Raw genomic sequence first — 18,491 nt, 5'->3', positions numbered from 1 at the left:
CGCCGTACTGCCCATGCGAACACATTAGCGAGTGCCACCGACAGTCCTCCGCCACTAGGGTGTGGCGCACCTGACAGGGGAGGTGTGGGTCATCGCGGCGAGAAACGGCGGCAACGACGGGTCCTCGGGTGGCATCGAGGACCGTCCGTGGGCGCGCTGGTTCGCCCGCTCGGGCTCGCTGCAGGTCGAGCCGAGGGAGGCCGGTGAGCAGGCCCGGACGCTGCTGACCGAGGACGGACAGACCGCGGCGCTGCGGTTCAACGAACGAGTGCTCGACACGCTGACCGGCGATCTCGCCGGCCTGGTCGAGTACGTCACCGTGCTCGACGGTGCCCGGGCCGACGAGGTCCTCGACACCCAGAAGCTGATCGACAACGCCTTCGCGCGGGTCTCCGGCCAAGGGATCGAGCGGTTCGTGGCCTGGCTCGCGGAGCTGCGGGTGCAGGGCCATCCGGCGATCGCGGTGCAGGCGTTGCATGCGTACGGACGGCACGCCGACGTCGACCTGGCGGCAGTGACGACCTCGCTGGAGTTCACAGCTGACCGGGTGATCCTGATCGCAGCGGCCGCGCTGCACCGCTCGCCGGAGGATGCGGCGAGGCTCGCGATCGAGACCGAGCACGACGGCTCGATCGCCTACGCGGTCATCCACGACGTGCTCCGGCAGCGGACCGTCCCCGACATCGCCCGGTTCCTCCGGGCGCTGCACCTGCTCGGCGCGACCGAGCTGGTCAACGACACCGTCAAGACGTTCGCGGCGACCTCCAGCGGCCGCTCGAACCTCGACAAGGCCGTGCTGTACGTCGCGCTCAACGCCAGCCCGAGGCTGCAGGAGATCGCGCTGGACCTGCTCTGGCGCACCCTCGGCGCGATCGGTGACCGCGGCCGGGCGCCGGGTCACGTCCAGCAGCAGGACCTCGTCGCGGCGTTCTGGGAGCTGTGCCCGGGCGGCCGTGTGCTCGAGGACTGGTTCAAGGTCCGGCTCGACGGCAGCGAGAACGCCGAGGAGGCGCGCGAGCAGGTGGTGGTGCTGCTGCGTGGCAGCCGGGGACCCGGCCGCGACAGCCTCCTGGGCGCCCTGGCCGGCGACGCCACGCCGATGAACCTGAAACGCATCTGCGAGACGCTCATGGAGGAGGGCGACGAGGCCCAGGCGGCGATGATCGTCCGCGCGCTCGCCCACAGCGGCCACATCGAGCGGCTCGGCGACTTCCTCGACCGGTGGTCGTGGGCGCAGCCGTCCTCCGAGACCACCCGGAAGCTGCTCCACTGGGTCCTCACCCCGGAGGGCACGGACCGCGAACCGATGGGCTCCGCCGTCGTGGAGGGCGTCGCCGGCTATCTCGCCGACGTCCACGGCAAGCCGCTGGGCGAGGATCTTCGCCGACAGGCGGCCACGCTGGTCAGGCTCCGCCCCGCCGAGGAGATCGTGGGTCTCCTCGGGCACGTCCCGTCCCGGGTCGGCAGGCGGGGCCGCTCGGCCGTCGCGGCCGACGTCGGCTGGCGGCTGGCCGAGGACCTGCTCGTCTATCCGGCGCCCACCGAGGAGGCCTACGTCGCGTGGTACGCCGAGTGCCTCGCCGCCCTCGAGGCAGCCGGGTTCGCCGATGCCGTACGCACCTCCTGGCACCATCTGGCAGACGAGGCGATCAACCGCCGTGGTGCCGGGCCCACGATCGCCGAGGCGGCCCACCAGCTCCGTCGCAACGAGCTCACGGGCACCGCCGATCGGCTGCTGACCCGCTATCTCGACCAGGCGCAGAGCGTCACGCCCAGCGACATCGTCGGCATCACCACGCGGCTGCGGCTGCACCGCTACCCGGAGGCGAGCCGCGCGGCGGTCCTGCGGCGCTCGGTGGGCCGGTGGCAGGACCGGGCCCGGATCGACGCCGTCGTCGAGACCCTGGTCGCCGCGGGCCAGGAGGAGGAGGCCGAGTGGGTCAGCGCGGGGTCGTCGTGAGCCGGGTCTGCCGCAGATAGCGGCGGCCGGCGCCCACCAGGAGCATGAACGCCCCCGAGGCGACGATCACCACCAGGGCACGCAGGCTCCACACGCTCCAGACGGAGTCGTCGTCGATCCGGTGACGCACGGCGCTCAGCAGCGTCAGCGCGACCAGGTAGAGCGCGAGCACCACGAACGGACGGTTCGCCGGGTCGCGGGAGAACAGGCGCGCGCCGTGGTTCTTCGCGTCGTACCAGCCCAGGCCGGGGACCCGGAGATGGTGGAGCCAGGGGAGCACGAGCAGGACGAGCGATCCCCAGCCGATCACCGCGACGCCCTTCCACACCCGGTCCCACGCGGACTCGTTCACGACCAGCGCGATGACGATGAAGGCCGCGTACGCCGCGACGGGGAGGAGCTGCTGGAGACCGGTGCCGAGCAGCTCGGAGCGCACCGCCAGGACGACGCAGGTGACCGCGTAGAGGATCAGGATCGGGATCGTGTTGAGCACGGCCAACGTCTGCCAGTCGCCGCCCACCGCCACCAGGACGACCAGCGCCAGCACCAGGTTGACGAGCAGGATCAGCCAGAAGGAGTCGGTGGTGCGTCCGGGGAGACGGGACGCCCGCTGCTCGTGCAGCCCGCTGGGGACATACCTCTCCGCGCTGAGCGTGTAGACCTCGCGGCTCAGCGCATAGGTGAACACGATGCCCGAGCCGATGGGGGCGATGATCGCGGCGATCCGGACCAGCAGGACCAGCCAGTCCAGCGGCGCGCCGAGCAGCGTGGCCTCGTCGGTCAGGAGTGCGTACGAGGTGCCGTGCTCGGCGCCGGAGGCGGCCATGTGCTCGGCGTAGACCAGCTGGAGCGCGGAGTAGAGCAGGAACGAGCCGACGACCGTGCCGTACACCGCCCAGCGCACTCGTCTGGCCACGTCGCGACGGCCTCCGCGGATCTCGCCGGTCACGTCCAACGGCGCCTGGAAACCGATGTAGGCGTAGATCACGCCGCTGGTGATCAGTGCGCTCAGCACGCCGGTCGACGTCGGCCCGGGCGCCGGTCCCGAGTCGGAGAGCGGGGCGGGGGCCGCGAACGCCAGGCACGCCACGAGGACCACCGGGATGGCGATCTTGACCAGGGTCAGGGCGGCGTTCGTCCGCAGGACGAGCCGCCTGGGCAGCAGGACGAAGGCGATGATCGCGGTGGTCACCGCCACCGCCAGCACGGAGCCGATCCGGGTGAGCCCGCCCTCGCCGGCCAGCGACGGGACGATCTCGGCCAGCCGGTCGACCGCGGCCGCGGCCTGAGCGGCGGGGTTGATGGCGTACGAGATCCACAGCGACGCCGCGAGGATGATCACCACCAGGGGCCCGAAGGCGTCGTGCGGGTGGAACAGGAGCCCGCCCGTGCGCTGCGAGATGAGCCCGAACTCGACCATCACGACCGCGATGGTGAGCATGAGTACGCCGCCGGCGGCCCAGCCGAGGAAGGCGGCACCGCCCAGGCTCTCGTGGAGACCGGGCACCGCCAGCAGCCAGCCGGAGCCGACGACGCCACCCGCGGCCAGACCGACGACCTCGACCAGGCTGAGCTTGTCGCCGTCCTCCGCCGGTCGCTCGTCCCTCTCGGGCTCGGTGGGGACGCTCGCGACGGGAGGGACGGCGGTCTCCTCGGGCGCGGTCTCCTCGGTCTCCTCGGGCGCTGTCGGTGCGGCCGGCTGGGTGGCGGGTGCCGGAACCTGAGCACGCCGCATCGCCTCGAACGCGAGCGCGGTCATCAGGCCTCCGACGGCCGCGACCCAGAAGCTCGACTCGCCGAGCAGGTCACCGAAGCTCGGCGACTTGAGAGCGTTGAGCTGGACGCTGCCGTAGATGGACATCACGAATCCCGCGGCGCACAGGAGCAACCTGGCGATCGCGTTGAGTGTGTGCCGCACGTGCTGGTTCTCCCACTCCCGACGACTCGAACGTCCGGAGAACCTATCGAATCAGGTCGGTGCGGCGCAGGAAGCCGGCTGGATCAGCCCAGCAGGGGAGAGAGGGAGGAGAGCGGCACCGTGCGGGCGCCGGCGCGGCGTACGTCCTTGACGATCTCGGCGTCGTCGGTGGCCACCAGGATGACGCGGCCCGACGGCTCGGCGTCGACGAGGTCGCGGATGACGTCGTCGGCGATGACGCCCTCGGGGGAGAAGAGCACCTTGACGCCGCGAGGGGGCACCGCGGTGGGGCGTACGGAGGCCGAGTGGGCGTCGAAGACGACCGTCGTCTCGGCGCCGGTGCGGGCGACGATCGGGGCGACCCCGCGCAGCAGCCGCAGCCGCTGGGCGTCGAGCGCCGAGTCGGGCCACAGCGCCTTGGAGACGTTGTAGCCGTCGACGATCAGCCGCACCCGTGGCATCGCCAGGAACTGCTCGAGGTGAGCACTGCTGGTGACTCCGGCCCCGGCCGCGGCATCGGCGGAGGCGAGCTCGGCCTCGACGCGTTCGCCCGGGGTGCCCGTCACGGGTGGCAGCGCCAGCTCGCGGCGCAGGCCACCGGCGGCGTCGAGCAGCGTGTCGAGCAGGAAGCGGGCGCGCAGCGAGACGTCGTCACGCTCGGCCTTGGACGTACGCCGCTCGGCGGCCGCCTCGCGCTCGAGCTTGTCGATCTGGCTGCGCTGATGGCGCAGCTGACGATCGCGCGCGGCGATCTCCTCCTCGGCGCGGGCGAGCGCGTCGCGGGCCTCGGCCAGGGCGTCCTCGAGCCCCGTGCCGGCCTCGCGCGCGGACGCGCGGGCCTCGCCGAGCTTGCGTCGCAGGGTGGTGTTGTCGGCCTTGAGCTCGTCGAGGCGCGCCTTGCGGTCGGCGCGCACCTCGCGCACCTCGTCCTCGGCCGCTGCGAGCTTGCCGCGCAGCCGGGCGACCTCGGCGTCGACGGCCGGCACCGCGGCGGCCTCGAGGCGGTCCAGCGCCTCCTTGAGCGCCACCTCCCAACCGTCGGGACGCACCAGCCAGGCGACGGCAGCCGCCTCGGTCGGGTCCTCGGGCAGCACGATGTCGGTGCCGCTCTCCCCGGTCTCCTCGCTCTTCGCGGGCGCGAGGTAGGACGAGCGCAGCTGGGTGGCCACCGACGCGCGCACCTCGTCGTCGCTCCCGAGCACCGAGGCGATCATCGCGCCACCGGCCTTGGCGCGGCGGGCGGGAGCGAAGTCGGCGATCCGCTTGAGCGCGGGCGGGAGGCGTACGACATCGGGGAGCACGCCGGCAGCGAGCGCGACGATGCGCCCCCGGACGGCGTCGGGGAGCGTCGCGTACGCGGAGACCTCCATGCCTCAAGTGTAGGGACCCGGAGCGCGATCCCCGCCTTGAATACCGCCGTGCGATGGTGCTGACACGCCGGAGGCGGACGAGCGGAAGCAAAATTGTCGGTGGTCGGTGAGACCGTCACAGACATGACGACGAGAATCGACTGTGACACCTGCCTCGTGCGGGGACTGGCGTGCCACGACTGCGTGGTCACCGTGCTCCTGGGCCCGCCCCCGGAGCTGACCATCGAAGACGAGGAGCGCCGTGCGCTCGACGTCTTGGCGGGTGGCGGGCTGGTTCCGCCGCTGAGGATGGTCGAGGCGACTGGCGCGGTCCCGGTCTGCGACGACCACCCCGGTTCGGCGACCGACTCGCCCGACTCGACGATCGGCCCGGCGACCGACTCCGGGCACGGCGACGGCCTCGCCTTCGGGTAACCAGACTTGTAGCCCAACTTTTGGGCGTGGGTGGTTGGCAGTTGGGGGATCGCGTCGGTTAGTGTTCGCGAGAACCTGACATTCGTGGAAGTGGGTCAACCGGCTCACGCGGGTGTCGCGCTTAATCCCAGGCCTGCTTCGGCGGGTCGGGGAGCCGGGGAACCACACCGGTCGCACGCCACAACGGGTGCGGTCACTGGGGTGAATCCGCCGCAAGAGCGATCTGGTCGATCCAGGTCGGGGAGCGGTGGTAGGGCAGGTCGTGCCCGAACCCGTCAGCTCACCCGGTAGGCGTCAACGACTACACAAGGAGACCGTCCGCTCGTGACACGCGACCGGAAGCGACTCATTGCCGGAGCAGCCGGCATCGCCGCCATCGGAGTCGCCGGGATCATCCCCGGTGCGACCCCCGCCCAGGCAGACCCGGACATCGACGACGTTCGCAAGAAGGTCGACAAGCTCTACACGCAGGCCGAGGCTGCCAACGAGGACTACAGCAACGCCAAGCTGCGTCTGCAGGACCTCAAGGGCCAGCTCAAGGACCTCAGCGCCGACGAGAAGCGTCAGAGCAAGGACCTGGACAAGATCCGGGCCGAGCTCCGCGACTCGGTGCTGCGCCAGTTCGAGGGATCCGACGTCTCTGCCGTCGGCCAGGTGATCACCTCCAAGGACCCGCAGCAGTTCCTCGCCGGTCTCTCGACCGTCTCGTCCTACAACACGCTTCAGGCCGATCTGCTGGCTCGCTACAACACCGAGGCCAAGGCCCTCCAGGTGCGCCGTGAGGCGACCGAGGAGCGCGAGGCCGAGATGGCCAAGGTCAAGACGACCATGGAGCAGAAGAAGAGCGAGATCGACAAGAAGTACGAGGCGGCCCAGTCCGAGCTCGACGAGCTCGAGGCCGACGAGCTCGAGGAGTTCCAGTCCTCGGACACCAGCATCCCGGGCAACCTGCCGCCGCCCTCGGGCCGCGCCAAGGCTGCGGTCGACTACGCGCTCGCCCAGGTCGGTGACGCCTACGTCTACGGCGCCACCGGCACCGAGTCGTGGGACTGCTCCGGTCTCACCATGGGCGCATGGGGCCAGGCCGGCGTCTCGCTGCCGCACTCCTCCTCGGCGCAGTACAGCAGCGGGCCCCAGGTCTCGCGCGACCAGCTCGCCCCCGGCGACCTGGTCTTCTACTACAGCCCGATCAGCCACGTCGGCATGTACATCGGCAACGGCCAGATCGTGCACGCCTCCAACCCGAGCACGGGTGTGAAGGTCTCGCCGATCGACGAGATGCCCTACACGGGCGCCGTCCGCCCCGGCTGAGTTGACGCAAGACCCCGAAGAGGCCGATCGTTCGCAGATGCGAACGGTCGGCCATCTTCTATCCCGTCCCGTCGCGATCGGCACCGCGCTCGTGCTGGTGATGCTGATCGCCGGGTTCGTCGGCTGGCGGCTGACCGGGGGAGGCGAGTACGTCGCCCCGACCCCGAGCGCCGCGCCGACGGTGCGCGCCGACACCGTGGCGGGCCGAGACTCCCTGGAGGAGCTGGTCGCCGGCGTACGCGACGGGGCGAAGCCCGAGGGCAAGGGCGCGGCCGCGGTGGCGACCCGCAACGCTGACGCGATCGGCATCGAGGGCCTGAGCGCGAGGTATGTCGCCGAGTCCGGAAACGTCGACGAGGACGGCTCGTGGACGGCCGACGTCGACATGTCGTGGCGCGCCCCTGGTGACCCGACCCTGAGCGAGGAGCTGAAGGTCGGCTTCGACGGCGACGGGGAGATCACCGGCTTCTCCGCCGATGAAGGCACCCGGATGCCGCTGTGGCTCAGTGGCCCGGTCGAGGTGCGCCGCACCGGCTCCACGCTCGTGGTCGTCCAGGCCTCCGCGGAGCAGGCCGACCGCTACGCCGAGCTGGCGGCCTCGGCGGTGAAGCAGGTGCGCACAGTGATCGGCTGGGACCGACCGCGCCTGGTGCTCGAGGTGCCCGCGTCGGGGCTCGACAGCGCTCTCGGGGCCCAACCGAGCACCTACTCGTCGGTGGCCGCGGTGACGGCGACCGTCGACGGGTCCAGCACAGCGGGCTCGCCCCTGCACGTATGGGTCAACCAGGACGTCATCGGCGACCTCGACTCGCCCGGCGCCCAGGTGGTGATCACCCACGAGGCCGTGCATGCGGCCACCGCCGCACCCACCAACCCCCACCGGCCGATGTGGTTGGTCGAGGGCTACGCCGACTACGTCGCCCTGCGCGACACCACGCTGCCGCTGAGCAAGACCGCCGGCCAGATCCTCGCGCAGGTGCGTGAGGACGGCCCCCCGAAGCACCTGCCCGGCAAGGCCGAGTTCAACACCCGCTCGGAGCACTTCGGCGCCGAGTACGAGGCAGCCTGGCTGGCCTGCGTGGTGCTCGCCGAGGCTGGCGGGCAGGAGGCGCTGGTCGATCTCTACGAGCAGACGGGGCGTGGCGTACCGCTGGAGAGGGCGCTGCGGGCGAGCTTCGGGTTCGGCGTCGACGAGCTGACCGCCCGCTGGCGGACCCATCTGTCAGACTCTGCACGGTGACCGGGGCGCAGGTGAGTTCGAGGCGAGCGTCCTGGGCGGTCCTCATCGTCGGGGCGGTCGCCTTCGTGGCGCTGGCCTGGTGGTTGATCCCCTGGCATCCCTACCCTGGCGGAGTCCTCGTTCTGCCCGACGAGCGCGACGTGTTCGCGCCGCGCGAGCTGGAGCGGATGCTGGCCTTCTCCAGCACCGCTCGCTGGGTCAGCCGTGCCGGGCTCGTCGTCTCGCTGGTCGTCGCCGGGGTGCTCGGGTTCACCTCGCTCGGCCGACGTCTGGTCGCCAGGCTCCGTGGCCCCTGGCTGCTGCGCGTGGTGCTCGCGGTCGCCGGGGTCACCCTCGTCGGGTGGGTCCTCACGTTGCCGTTCTCGGTGGTCTCCCACCACCTGCGCCTGCGCTACGGGCTCTCGAGGCAGTCGTGGGGGTCGTGGGTGGGCGACTCGCTGCTGAACCAGGCGGTCGGCATCGTGATCACCTCGATCGCGCTGGTCGCGCTCTTCGGCTGCATCCGCCTGGGCCGCCGCTGGTGGCCGGTCGTCGCCGGGGGACTGGTCGCGCTCCTGGTCGTGGTCGGTTCCTTCGTCTACCCGGTGCTCATCGAGCCGCTGTTCAACGACTTCGAACCGCTGCCTCGCGGTGAGCTCCGCTCCGAGGTGATGGCGATCGCCGATCGCGAAGGGGTCGACCTCGACGACGTCCTGGTGGTCGACGCCTCGCGGCGCACCACCTCGCTCAACGCCTACGTCACCGGCTTCGGCTCGACCCGCCGGGTCGTCCTCTACGACAACCTCGTCGACTCCCAGCGCGACGCCGCCGCGCACGGCGCGGTGATCTCCGTGGTCGCCCACGAGCTCGCCCACGCCAAGCACGACGACGTGCTGGTCGGCACCGTCACCGGCGCAGCCGGTGCCGTCGCGGCGGTCGGTATGCTGGGGCTGCTGCTCTCCTACCGCCGTCAGGACGAGTACGCCACGCCCGAAGCCATCCCGATGCTCCTGGCCGTCTTCGCGCTGGCGAGCGTGCTGGCGATGCCGGTCGAGAACGGGCTGAGTCGTCAGGTCGAGACCCGCGCCGACGTCGACGCGCTCCGGGCCACCGGCGACCTGGAGTCGTTCGTGCGGCTGCAGCACGATCTCGACGTACGCTCCCTCTCCGACCCGTCACCGCAGGCCTGGTCGCAGTGGTGGTTCGGCTCCCACCCCACCAGCCTGCAGCGCATCGCGATCGCTCATCGCATCCTCGACTGACGCCGAGTCGGCTCGTCCTGACACAGAACCGCGCCGAGTCGGCTCGTTATAACGAGCCGACTCGGCGCGGTTTTCGGTCAGAACGAGCCGACTCGGCATCGTCAGACGAGAGCTACTTTGCGTAGAGCGCGTCGACCTCGTGGCTGAACTCGCGCATCACGACGTTGCGCTTGAGCTTGAGGCTGGGGGTGAGCTGGCCACCCTCCTCGGTCCACGACTCGCTCATGATCACGAACTTGCGGATCGACTCGGCCTTCGAGACGGCCTTGTTGGCGTCGTCGACGGCGCTCTGGATGGCTGCGCGCAGGTCTTCGTCGTCGACGAGGTCTTCGATGTTGGCCGACTTGCCGTTGGCCTCGGCCCAGGTGGGCAGGGCCTCGGGGTCGATGGTGACCAGGGCGCCGATGAACGGCTGGCCGTCGCCGACCACGATGCACTGGTCGACGAGCACGTGGGCTCGCAGGCGGTCCTCGAGCACGGCCGGGGCGACGTTCTTGCCGCCGGCGGTCACCAGGATCTCCTTCTTGCGGCCGGTGATCTTGACGAAGCCCTCGTCGTCGACCTCGCCGAGGTCGCCGGAGTGGAACCAGCCCTCGTCGGTCTTGGCCTCGCTGGTGGCCTTGGGGTTCTGCCAGTACTCCTTGAGCACCTGGCCGCCGCGGAAGAGCAGCTCGCCGTCGTCGGCGACGCGCACCGACGTGCCGGGCAGCGGCCGGCCGACGGTGCCGATCTTGAACGCCTCGGGCAGGTTGACGGTGAGCGCGGCGGTCGTCTCGGTGAGCCCGTAGCCCTCCAGGACGGTGACGCCGATGCCTCGGTAGAAGTGGCCGAGCCGGTCGCCGAGCGGGGCGCCGCCGGAGACGGCGTAGGAGCAGTTGCCGCCGAGCGCGGCCAGCAGCTTGCCGTAGACGAGCTTGGAGAACAGCTTGTGCTTGGCGGCCAGCAGGAACGGGGCCTTGCCGGTCTCGGTCGCCCGGGAGTATTCGATCGCGACCTCGGTCGCGGCGTCGAAGATGCGGCCCTTGCCGTCGGCGACAGCCTTCTGCGAGGCGGTGTTGTAGACCTTCTCGAAGACCCGCGGCACGGCCAGCACGAACGTCGGCTGGAAGGTGCCGAGATCGGCGACGAGGTTCTTGATGTCGGGGGTGTGGCCCAGACGGGTGCGCGACTTGATGCAGCCGATCTGGATGATCCGCGCGAAGACGTGGGCGAGCGGCAGGAACAGCAGCGTGCTGCGGCCCTCGATGCTGAACAGACCGTCGAGGGAGCCGACGACGACCTCGAGCTCGAACATGAAGTTGCCGTGGGTGAGCACGCAGCCCTTCGGGCGCCCGGTGGTGCCGGAGGTGTAGATCAGCGTCGCGGCGTCGGCCGGGGTCACCGCGCTGCGGCGGGCCTCGAGCTGCTCGTCGGTGACGTCGGTGCCGAGCTTGCCCAGCAGCTCGACGGCGTTGTCGTTGATCGACCACACGTTGTTGAGCGCGGCGCAGCCCTCACGGACCTCGCTGATGCGCTCGACATGGCCGGTGTCCTCGGCGACGACCGCGACCGCGCCCGAGTCCTGCAGGATCCACGCGATCTGCTCGGCGGAGGAGGTCTCGTAGATCGGCACGGTGGTCGCGCCGGCGAACCAGATCGCGTAGTCGACCAGCGTCCACTCATAGCGCGTCTTCGAGAGCAGCGCGACCCGGTCTCCAGCGCCGACACCGGCCGCGATCAGGCCCTTGGCGACCGCCGAGACCTCGGCGAGGAACTCGGTCGAGGTGACATCGCCCCAGGTGCCGTCGGCTCCGGGGCGGCTGAGAACGGCTACGTCGGGAGCCTCAGCGGCGTTGCGCACGACATCGTCGCTCAGACTTCCGGTGGGGGGAACGACGTATGTCGCGGGCGTGGAGAACTCGCGCACTATGGCCTCCGCATACTGATGGTAGGTGGGTACGATCCGCAGGTTACCCCCGTCACAGGCCGACCTTTGAACTGGGATGCTATCCGGTACGCTCCGGAATCACTCCTACGATGGCATCCGGGGCTGCTCCGGTGTGCCTTTCGAGAGCGCACCGTTTACTGGCGTTACCCGCACACATCTGCTCGCACGAGCCGGACCGAGTGAGGACACCACCGATGGCCGACCAGACCACCTCGACGATCGTGATCGAGGCAACACCCTCGGCAGTGATGGCGGTGATCGCCGACTTCGAGTCCTACCCGACCTGGGCGAAGGGCATGCAGCAGGTCGACGTCGTCGAGGCCGGCGCCGACGGGCGCGCCGAGCAGGTGCGGTTCGTGCTCGACGTCTCGCCGATCAAGGACGACTACACCCTCGCCTACACCTGGGACGGCGACCGCCAGGTGACCTGGTCGCTGGTGAAGGGCAACCTGCTGCGCTCGATGGACGGCGCCTACGTGCTGCGCGACCTCGACGGTCGCACCGAGGTGACCTATCGGCTGGCGCTCGACCTGAGCATCCCGCTGATCGGCATGCTCAAGCGCAAGGGCGAGAAGGTGCTGATCGACACCGCGCTGCGGGGTCTCAAGCAGAGAGTCGAAAAGTAGGCTCTTCGTGAGGATCCTTCTCTTCACCGGCAAGGGAGGCGTCGGCAAGTCGACGGTCTCGGCCGGCACCGCTGCGATGGCGGCGGCCCGCGGTCTGCGCACCCTGGTGCTCTCCACCGACGCTGCCCACTCGCTCGGCGACGCATTCGGTCTCGTCGAAGGTGTCCCGGGCGATCGCAGCGAGCGTCTTCTGGGCGCCGAGCCGGTGCAGGTCACCGAGAACCTCTACGTGCAGCATGTCGACGCCCAGCGTCGTTTCGAGCAGTCGTGGGCCGAGGTGCAGGGCTATCTGTTGACCGTGCTCGACACCATCGGGGTGGACCGGATCGCGGCCGAGGAGCTGACGATCATCCCCGGCGCCGAGGAGGTCTTCGCGCTCCTGGAGCTGCGCCGGATGGCGTCCTCGGGCGAGTGGGACGTGATCGTGGTCGACTGCGCCCCGACCGCCGAGACGCTGCGGCTGCTCGCTCTGCCGGAGGCGCTCGGCTGGTATCTCGAGCGCATCCTCCCGGTGCAGCGCAAGATGGTGAAGGCGCTCAAGCCCGTGCTGACCAAGGCCGCCGGTGTGCCCATGCCCGGCGACTCCGTCTTCGACGCGGTGGTCCGCCTCCACGGCGAGCTCGCCGAGGTGCGAGCGCTGCTCTCCGGCCCCGACGCGTCCGTACGCATCGTGCTGACCCCCGAGCGGGTGGTGCTCGCCGAGGCCCGACGCTCGTGGACGACCCTGTCTCTCTACGGCTATCGGGTCGACGGTGTCGTCGCCAACCGGATCTTCCCGGCGGGCGGCTCCGACGACTGGCGGGCAGGCTGGGTCAAGGCGCAGGACGAGGTGCTTGCCGACGTCGAGGCCTCCTTCGAGGGCCTGCCCGTGTGGCGCTCGTTCTATCGGCCCGGCGAGCCCGTCGGGGTCGAGGAGCTGCGGGAGGTGGCCGAGGCGGCGTACGCCTCCGCGCTCGGCGCGGAGCCGCTCGCCGTGCCCGACACTGCGGCGCCGTTCCGGATCGAGAGGCGCGACGAGCGTACGAGCGTGGTCCATCTCGCGCTGCCCGGGATGGCCAGATGGGTCGGCCGCGAGCAGGTGCAGCTGGGCCGCAACGGCGACGAGCTGGCGATCACCGTCGGTGCCTACCGGCGGCTGCTGACCCTGCCGGCCGCACTGTCCCGGCTCGACGTCAGCGGGGCGCGGGTCGAAGGTGGCGAGCTGCAGGTAACGTTCACACGCCGGACGACGAATACCGAGAGCGAGATGCCGTGAGCGAGCGCCAGCGAGTGAACCATCAGGTCACGCGGCCGCGTCCGTACTCTGGCGCTTGCGCTACGGGGGTGGTCGCGTGAGCGAGCGCCACGAGTGGACCGAGGAGCCGCTCGGCACCACTGCCGAGGAGCTCGCCCGGCTGATGGAGGCGATCGGCGACTGGGCCAAGGACTCCAAGGACGGGGCGGGTGCTGCCGCGGGCGGTCTCGCGCACGCGCTGACCGGGATCGCCGGGCACGCCTCCGACCTTGCGGGCAGGTTCGCCGAGGATCTCGGCGACCACGTCGACACCGGTGCACCGGAGTGCACCTACTGCCCGGTGTGCCGTACCGTTCACGTACTCCGGGAGTCCAGCCCGGAGGTCAAGGTGCATCTGGCCAGCGCGGCCGCATCGTTGATGCAGGCCGCGACCGCGGTGCTCAACGCAGCGGCCACGGGCCCCGGTGCTGGTTCTGGTGAAGGCGAGGATGCTCACGGTGATGGCGTGCGGGCTGAGGATGAGGCGGCGCAGCGTACGGAGAGGGTCGAGCGCATCGATCTCGACGGTTGGAGCTGAGTCATGACGAAGACGAAGAAGCTCTCCTGCGGCGTCGACGTCGGTGGCACGAAGATCCTGGGTGGCGTCGTCGACCACGACGGCAACATCGTCGAGGACCACCGCGTCGAGTCGCCGGCCAAGCACCCCGAAGACATCGAGGCCGCCATCGTCGAGGTGGTCCAGGAGCTCAAGTCGCGACACCCGATCGAGTGCGTCGGCATCGGCGCGGCCGGCTACATCGACAAGGCCCGCTCGACGGTGCTGTTCGCGCCCAACATCGCCTGGCGTGACGTGCCGCTCAAGGAGCGCCTGGAGAAGGTGCTCGACCTTCCGGTCGTGATCGAGAACGACGCCAACGCGGCCGCGTGGGGCGAGTTCGAGTACGGCGCGGGTGCCGAGGTCGACAACATGATGCTGGTGACCGTCGGCACGGGCGTCGGCGGCGGGTTGGTGCTCGAGGGCGAGCTCTACCGCGGTGCCTTCGGCGTCGGCGCGGAGATCGGCCACATGCGCGTGGTGCCCAACGGCCACCTGTGCGGCTGCGGCAACCGCGGCTGCTGGGAGCAGTACGCCTCGGGGTCGGCGCTGGTGCGCAACGTACGCTCCGCCGCGCGCGGCGGCTCGCTGCTGGCCCGCGAGGTGCTCGACCGCGCCGAGGGCGACCTCGACAAGATCAAAGGCCCGCTCATCACCGAGGCCGCCCGCGACGGCGATGCCTTCGCGATCGAGGCGCTGACCGACCTCGGCATCTGGCTGGGCGAGGGGATCGCGTCGATCGCGGCCGTCCTCGACCCGGCCGTGGTGGCGGTCGGCGGGGGAGTGGCCGAGGCCGACGACCTGCTGCTCGGCCCCGCCCGGCGTGCTTTCGAGGCTCAGCTGACCGGCCGTGGTCATCGCCCGAGGCTCGACATCCGCAAGGCGACGCTGGGCAACGAGGCGGGGCTGATCGGCGCCGCAGACCTGGCGCGCAAGTGACCTCGGTGAACGCGTGACCTCAGCACTCCACATCGGTGTCGACATCGGCGGCACCAAGGTGCTCGCCGCCGAGGTCACGGCGAGCGGTGAGGTGCTCCGCACCGCTCGCCGCACCACTCCGGGCCGCCGGGTCGAGCTCGAGCTGGTCGAAGACGCGCTGACCGAGGCGGTGACCGAGGTCGCCGACGGGCGCCCGGTCGCCGGGGTCGGACTTGCCGCCGCGGGGTTCGTCGACGCAGCAGGGGAGCGGGTCATGTTCGCGCCGCACCTGCCCTGGCGCGGAGAGCCCACCTTGACCCGGCTCTCCAATCGCTGGGGCACCCGGGTGGCGCTCGACAACGACGCCAACTGCGCCGCCCTGGCCGAGCTCGAGCTCGGTGCGGCTCGCGGCGTCGACTCGGGCCTGCTGATCACCCTCGGCACCGGGATCGGCGGTGCGGTGGTGCTGGGCGGCCAGGTCGTGCGCGGGCGCAACGGCATGGCCGGGGAGTTCGGCCACATGCAGGTCGTGCCCGGCGGCCTGCCGTGCGAGTGCGGTCTCACCGGATGCTGGGAGCAGTACTCCTCCGGCAACGCCCTGGTCGCCTTCGTGCGCGCCCGCATGGAGACCGAGGAGCACTCCGGTGGCGTCCTCGACGAGCTGGCCGCGGGCGACCCGGAGAAGATCACCGGCCCGGCGATCACCGCCGCGGCGATCGACGGCGACGAGCTGGCTCTGGCGGCGTACGAGTCGGTGGGGGCCTGGCTGGGCGTCGGGATGGCCGGCCTGGTGGCTGCCTTCGACCCCGAGCTGTTGGTCGTCGGCGGGGGAGTCTCCACCGCGGGAGACCTGCTGCTGGCGCCTGCTCGCACGGCGCTGGAGGAGTCGCTGGTCGGGCGTCTGCATCGCGAGGTGCCGCAGATCGTGGCGACCGCGTTCGGCGCCGAGGCAGGAGTCGTCGGCGCGGCGGTCCTCGCCCGGCGCCTGACCGAGGCGCGCTAGACCCGGGCGCCGTCGTCCCAGGGGTCGCGTGGCTCGTTCGACATCGTCACCAGCAGGTAGACGAAGCCGGCCAGGAAGGCGGCGACGAGGCCACCGATCACCCAGCTGCTGAAGCTGCGACCGCTCACCTGGGTGACCACGATCAGGGCGAGCACCGCGACAGGGGCGCCGAGCACGCCGAGCCAGGCGAGGAACCGTGCCGGGGTCGTCCTCGGCAACGGCGGCGGGGGCGGAGGCACGTAGCCCTCGTCATCGTCGCGCCACATGTCTTCGTAGGGATCCGGCTCGTCGACGGGCTCGACGATGTCGATCTTCTGCTCGAAGATGCTCGGAGCGACGGGTGTCTCGTCGAGGGAGGGGCGCTCGCCGTAGTTCTCGACGATCTCGCGCCAGGCCTCCTCCTCGGACGTCCCAGGCTCAGACGGCTGCGAAGCCTCGTCGGAGGCCCCGGCCGCGTCCTCAGGCCGCTCGTCTCGCTCACTCACGTTGCCAGCCTACCGGGATCTCATGACAGGGTGCGCGAGTAGAAGAACCTGTCGCGATATAGGCTCACGGGTCGAAGACAATGACGGAAGGCGATGGGGTGTCGACGAAGCTCTTCTACTCGTTCCTGAAGTGGGTCGCGATCGGGCCTCTGCTGCGAACGATTTTCCGCCCGTCCTGGGAAGGCGTGGAGAACGTTCCGCGCAAGGGACAGGCGATCCTGGCCAGCAACCACCTCTCCTACGCCGACTGGCTCTTCATGCCGTTGGGGATGAAGCGGATGGTGCGCTTCGTGGCCAAGGCCGAATACTTCACCGGCACCGGCCTCAAGGGTGCCCTGCAGCGCACCTTCTTCTCCGGCACCGGCAACGTGCCGATCGACCGCACCGGTGCCACCGCCGCCGAGGGCGCGCTGATCGCCGCCAAGCGGGTCCTGGGGGAGGGCGAGCTCTTCGGGATCTACCCCGAGGGCACCCGCTCCCACGACGGCAAGCTCTACCGGGGCCGCACCGGCGTGGCCCGGCTCGCCCTGGACACCGGTGCGCCGGTGATCCCGGTCGCCGTGATCGGCACCGACCTGATCGCGCCGCCGGGCAAGAAGTTCGGCAAGATCGTGCAGCCGCGGATCGTCTACGGCAAGCCGCTCGACTTCTCGCGCTACGACGGCATGGCCAACGACCGCTACATCCTGCGGGCGATCACCGACGAGATCGTCTACGAGATCCTGAAGCTGTCGGGTCAGGAGTACGTCGACATGTACGCCACCGAGGCCAAGAAGCTCGACGACGCCGCGAAGGCGTCCAAGAAGAAGTCGTCGGCGAAGGCCGCGAAGAAGAAGTCCAGGCCCTCCAAGCCCGGCCCGACCGAGGACGTAGCCTGACGATCCACTCCTCCCACCCGTTCCCGACGCCGGACGATCCGGCACGTCGGCTGCGTGGGCGTCTGGGTGGGAGGGTCTCGCTGTGGACCTCCGGGTCTGCCGGCTCCCGGGCCGGCCTCACGGTCTCCTCGCTGATGGTGGCCAACGGCGAGCCGGCCGCCGTGCTCGGGCTGCTCGACCCCGACTCGGATCTGCGCGACGAGCTCGAGGAGACCGGCGCCGCGGTGGTCTCGCTGCTCCACTGGCGCCACCGCGACCTGGCCGAGGTCTTCGGCGGCACCGCGCCCGCGCCCGGGGGCGCCTTCACGACCGGCACCTGGGACGAGACCGAGTTCGGTCCCCGGCTCACCGACGCGCCGACCTGGGCAGGGGTACGCCTGGTCTCCCTGTCCGATGTCGGCTGGTCGGTCCTGGCGACCTGTGAGATCGAGACGCTCGAGGTCGGCGACGACGAGGATCCGCTCGTCCACCGGCACGGCAGGCTGGCCAGGTAGTGACGGCGGCGGCGCTCGACGGCTATCTGCGACGGATCGGTCTCGAGGCGCGGCCGGAGGCGACGTACGAGACGCTCGTCGATCTTCACCATCGCCATCTGAGCGCGATCGCCTACGACAACCTCTCGATCATGCTCGCCACCATCGGCGCTGCGCCGAGTCCGCACCCCGTGGACCCGGCCGAGACGCTCGCGCGGGTCGCCGCGGGCGGTGAGGCCGGCTACTGCTTCCACAACAACGGGCTCTTCTCGCTGGTGCTGGAGCAGCTGGGTTTCGAGGTGGTCCGGCGCGCCGGGCAGATGCTCGAGGCGACCGGTGCCTCGGGCACCTTGGACCATCTGGCGATCGAGGTGCGCGACCTGCCGACTGCTTCGAACCCGGAGGGCCGCTGGGTCGCCGACGTCGGCTACGGCGACGGCTTCTGGGATCCGTTGCCGCTGGTCGAAGGGCACTTTCGACAGTCCGGCTTCGTCTATCGGCTGCGGCGGGTGGGGGAGTCGGGGTGGACGTTCCACCACGACCCGCACGGGTCGTTCCTCGGGAGCCTCGTGCGCGGCGAGGTGACGCAGAAAGAGGTCGAGCGCTCACATCTGCGCCTGGCCACGCCGCCGGAGGGTGACTTCACCCGCACGCTGGTCGTGCAACGGCGTGACGCGAGCGGTGCCGACACCGTCCGCTCGATCCGGCACACCCGCACAGGCGCAGGAGCCTCGGTGCGCGAGCTGCGCGACTTCGACGAGTGGCGCTCGGTGCTGGCGGGCCTGGGCATTGGCTCGGCCGGGGTCGAGGAAGGCGCCCTGCGTGAGCTCCACCGGCGGCAGTCGGCCGCCTACGACGACTGGTTGCTGACGCGCTGAGGTGTGTGGTCCTACGATGC

The 18,491-nt window shown here is 70.7% G+C and carries 17 protein-coding genes and 1 riboswitch; of the genes, 13 read left to right on the top strand and 4 right to left on the bottom strand.

The features are described from left to right. Positions 1–61 precede the first annotated feature (61 nt). On the top strand, positions 62–1,960 hold the full coding sequence (locus FB381_RS15835; RefSeq protein ID WP_141781175.1) for a hypothetical protein: 1,899 nt from the start codon (positions 62–64) through the stop codon (positions 1,958–1,960). Here the strand turns inward: FB381_RS15835 and FB381_RS15830 are convergent. Further along, a complete protein-coding gene (locus FB381_RS15830) occupies positions 1,941–3,878 on the bottom strand; it encodes an APC family permease (RefSeq protein ID WP_141781174.1) in 1,938 nt (645 codons plus the stop codon). The genes FB381_RS15835 and FB381_RS15830 overlap by 20 nt on opposite strands. An 83-nt stretch (positions 3,879–3,961) precedes the next feature. Continuing rightward, positions 3,962–5,248, bottom strand: a complete 1,287-nt coding sequence (locus FB381_RS15825) for an NYN domain-containing protein (protein ID WP_141781173.1) — start codon at positions 5,246–5,248, stop codon at positions 3,962–3,964. Between the two features lie 123 nt (positions 5,249–5,371). On the opposite strand from FB381_RS15825, the gene FB381_RS15820 reads away from it, so the two are divergent. The 4 genes from FB381_RS15820 to FB381_RS15805 all read left to right on the top strand — a co-directional run bounded on the left by FB381_RS15820 (position 5,372) and on the right by FB381_RS15805 (position 9,454). Further along, complete coding sequence (locus FB381_RS15820; protein WP_141781172.1) at positions 5,372–5,662, top strand: hypothetical protein; 291 nt, start codon at positions 5,372–5,374, stop codon at positions 5,660–5,662. A gap of 108 nt (positions 5,663–5,770) precedes the next feature. After that, positions 5,771–5,971: riboswitch (cyclic di-AMP (ydaO/yuaA leader) on the top strand. Between the two features lie 15 nt (positions 5,972–5,986). Further along, entirely contained in the window at positions 5,987–6,973 is a 987-nt protein-coding gene (locus FB381_RS15815; protein ID WP_141781171.1) for a C40 family peptidase, read from the top strand. Between the two features lie 37 nt (positions 6,974–7,010). Then, complete coding sequence (locus tag FB381_RS15810) at positions 7,011–8,213, top strand: gluzincin family metallopeptidase (RefSeq protein ID WP_141781170.1); 1,203 nt, start codon at positions 7,011–7,013, stop codon at positions 8,211–8,213. Further along, entirely contained in the window at positions 8,210–9,454 is a 1,245-nt protein-coding gene (locus FB381_RS15805) for a M48 family metallopeptidase (RefSeq protein ID WP_246088144.1), read from the top strand. Before FB381_RS15810 ends, FB381_RS15805 begins: the two co-directional genes overlap by 4 nt. Positions 9,455–9,566: 112 nt before the next feature. Here FB381_RS15805 and FB381_RS15800 read toward each other — a convergent pair whose 3' ends face one another. Beyond that, entirely contained in the window at positions 9,567–11,294 is a 1,728-nt protein-coding gene (locus FB381_RS15800) for an AMP-dependent synthetase/ligase (protein WP_425465450.1), read from the bottom strand. Positions 11,295–11,575: 281 nt separating this feature from the next. Here FB381_RS15800 and FB381_RS15795 point away from each other — a divergent pair, with 281 nt between their 5' ends. The 5 genes from FB381_RS15795 (at position 11,576) to FB381_RS15775 (ending at position 15,757) form a co-directional block, all read left to right on the top strand. After that, on the top strand, positions 11,576–12,007 hold the full coding sequence (locus tag FB381_RS15795; protein ID WP_141781168.1) for an SRPBCC family protein: 432 nt from the start codon (positions 11,576–11,578) through the stop codon (positions 12,005–12,007). A 7-nt stretch (positions 12,008–12,014) separates the two neighbouring features. Beyond that, the gene (locus tag FB381_RS15790) at positions 12,015–13,262 is read left to right on the top strand and encodes an ArsA family ATPase (protein ID WP_141781167.1); all 1,248 of its coding nucleotides are present in this window, start codon (positions 12,015–12,017) and stop codon (positions 13,260–13,262) included. Between the two features lie 76 nt (positions 13,263–13,338). Next, a complete protein-coding gene (locus FB381_RS15785) occupies positions 13,339–13,818 on the top strand; it encodes a hypothetical protein (protein ID WP_141781166.1) in 480 nt (159 codons plus the stop codon). Between the two features lie 3 nt (positions 13,819–13,821). Next, the gene (locus FB381_RS15780; protein WP_141781165.1) at positions 13,822–14,775 is read left to right on the top strand and encodes an ROK family glucokinase; all 954 of its coding nucleotides are present in this window, start codon (positions 13,822–13,824) and stop codon (positions 14,773–14,775) included. Between the two features lie 13 nt (positions 14,776–14,788). Beyond that, complete coding sequence (locus tag FB381_RS15775; RefSeq protein WP_141781164.1) at positions 14,789–15,757, top strand: ROK family protein; 969 nt, start codon at positions 14,789–14,791, stop codon at positions 15,755–15,757. Here FB381_RS15775 and FB381_RS15770 read toward each other — a convergent pair. Then, a complete protein-coding gene (locus FB381_RS15770) occupies positions 15,754–16,242 on the bottom strand; it encodes a hypothetical protein (RefSeq protein ID WP_141781163.1) in 489 nt (162 codons plus the stop codon). The two genes, FB381_RS15775 and FB381_RS15770, sit on opposite strands and share 4 nt — an antisense overlap. A gap of 98 nt (positions 16,243–16,340) precedes the next feature. Between FB381_RS15770 and FB381_RS15765 the strand changes: the two genes are divergently transcribed. The 3 genes from FB381_RS15765 to FB381_RS15755 are packed head-to-tail and all read left to right on the top strand — an operon-like array spanning position 16,341 to position 18,471. Beyond that, a complete protein-coding gene (locus FB381_RS15765; RefSeq protein ID WP_141781162.1) occupies positions 16,341–17,120 on the top strand; it encodes a lysophospholipid acyltransferase family protein in 780 nt (259 codons plus the stop codon). Next, positions 17,117–17,614 carry a flavin reductase family protein gene (locus FB381_RS15760; protein ID WP_141782811.1) on the top strand — a complete coding sequence of 166 codons (498 nt, stop codon included), beginning with the start codon at positions 17,117–17,119 and terminating at the stop codon, positions 17,612–17,614. Before FB381_RS15765 ends, FB381_RS15760 begins: the two co-directional genes overlap by 4 nt. Then, positions 17,614–18,471 carry an arylamine N-acetyltransferase family protein gene (locus FB381_RS15755; RefSeq protein WP_141781161.1) on the top strand — a complete coding sequence of 286 codons (858 nt, stop codon included), beginning with the start codon at positions 17,614–17,616 and terminating at the stop codon, positions 18,469–18,471. Before FB381_RS15760 ends, FB381_RS15755 begins: the two co-directional genes overlap by 1 nt. Positions 18,472–18,491: the final 20 nt, after the last annotated feature.

It is taken from the genome of Nocardioides albertanoniae (assembly GCF_006716315.1).
In the GTDB taxonomy this organism is placed as follows: Bacteria; Actinomycetota; Actinomycetes; order Propionibacteriales; family Nocardioidaceae; genus Nocardioides; species Nocardioides albertanoniae.
The sequence above is the reverse complement of the archived record's forward strand: the minus strand, read 5'-3'. Positions and strand labels throughout refer to the sequence as shown.

Excerpts from the sequence above, each read along its gene's own strand:
- FB381_RS15825 (WP_141781173.1), bottom strand. The coding sequence starts at position 5,248 with ATGGAGGTCTCCGCGTACGCGACGCTCCCCGACGCCGTCCGGGGGCGC.
- FB381_RS15820 (WP_141781172.1), top strand. The coding sequence starts at position 5,372 with ATGACGACGAGAATCGACTGTGACACCTGCCTCGTGCGGGGACTGGCG.
- FB381_RS15810 (WP_141781170.1), top strand. The coding sequence starts at position 7,011 with ATGCGAACGGTCGGCCATCTTCTATCCCGTCCCGTCGCGATCGGCACC.
- FB381_RS15795 (WP_141781168.1), top strand. The coding sequence starts at position 11,576 with ATGGCCGACCAGACCACCTCGACGATCGTGATCGAGGCAACACCCTCG.
- FB381_RS15780 (WP_141781165.1), top strand. The coding sequence starts at position 13,822 with ATGACGAAGACGAAGAAGCTCTCCTGCGGCGTCGACGTCGGTGGCACG.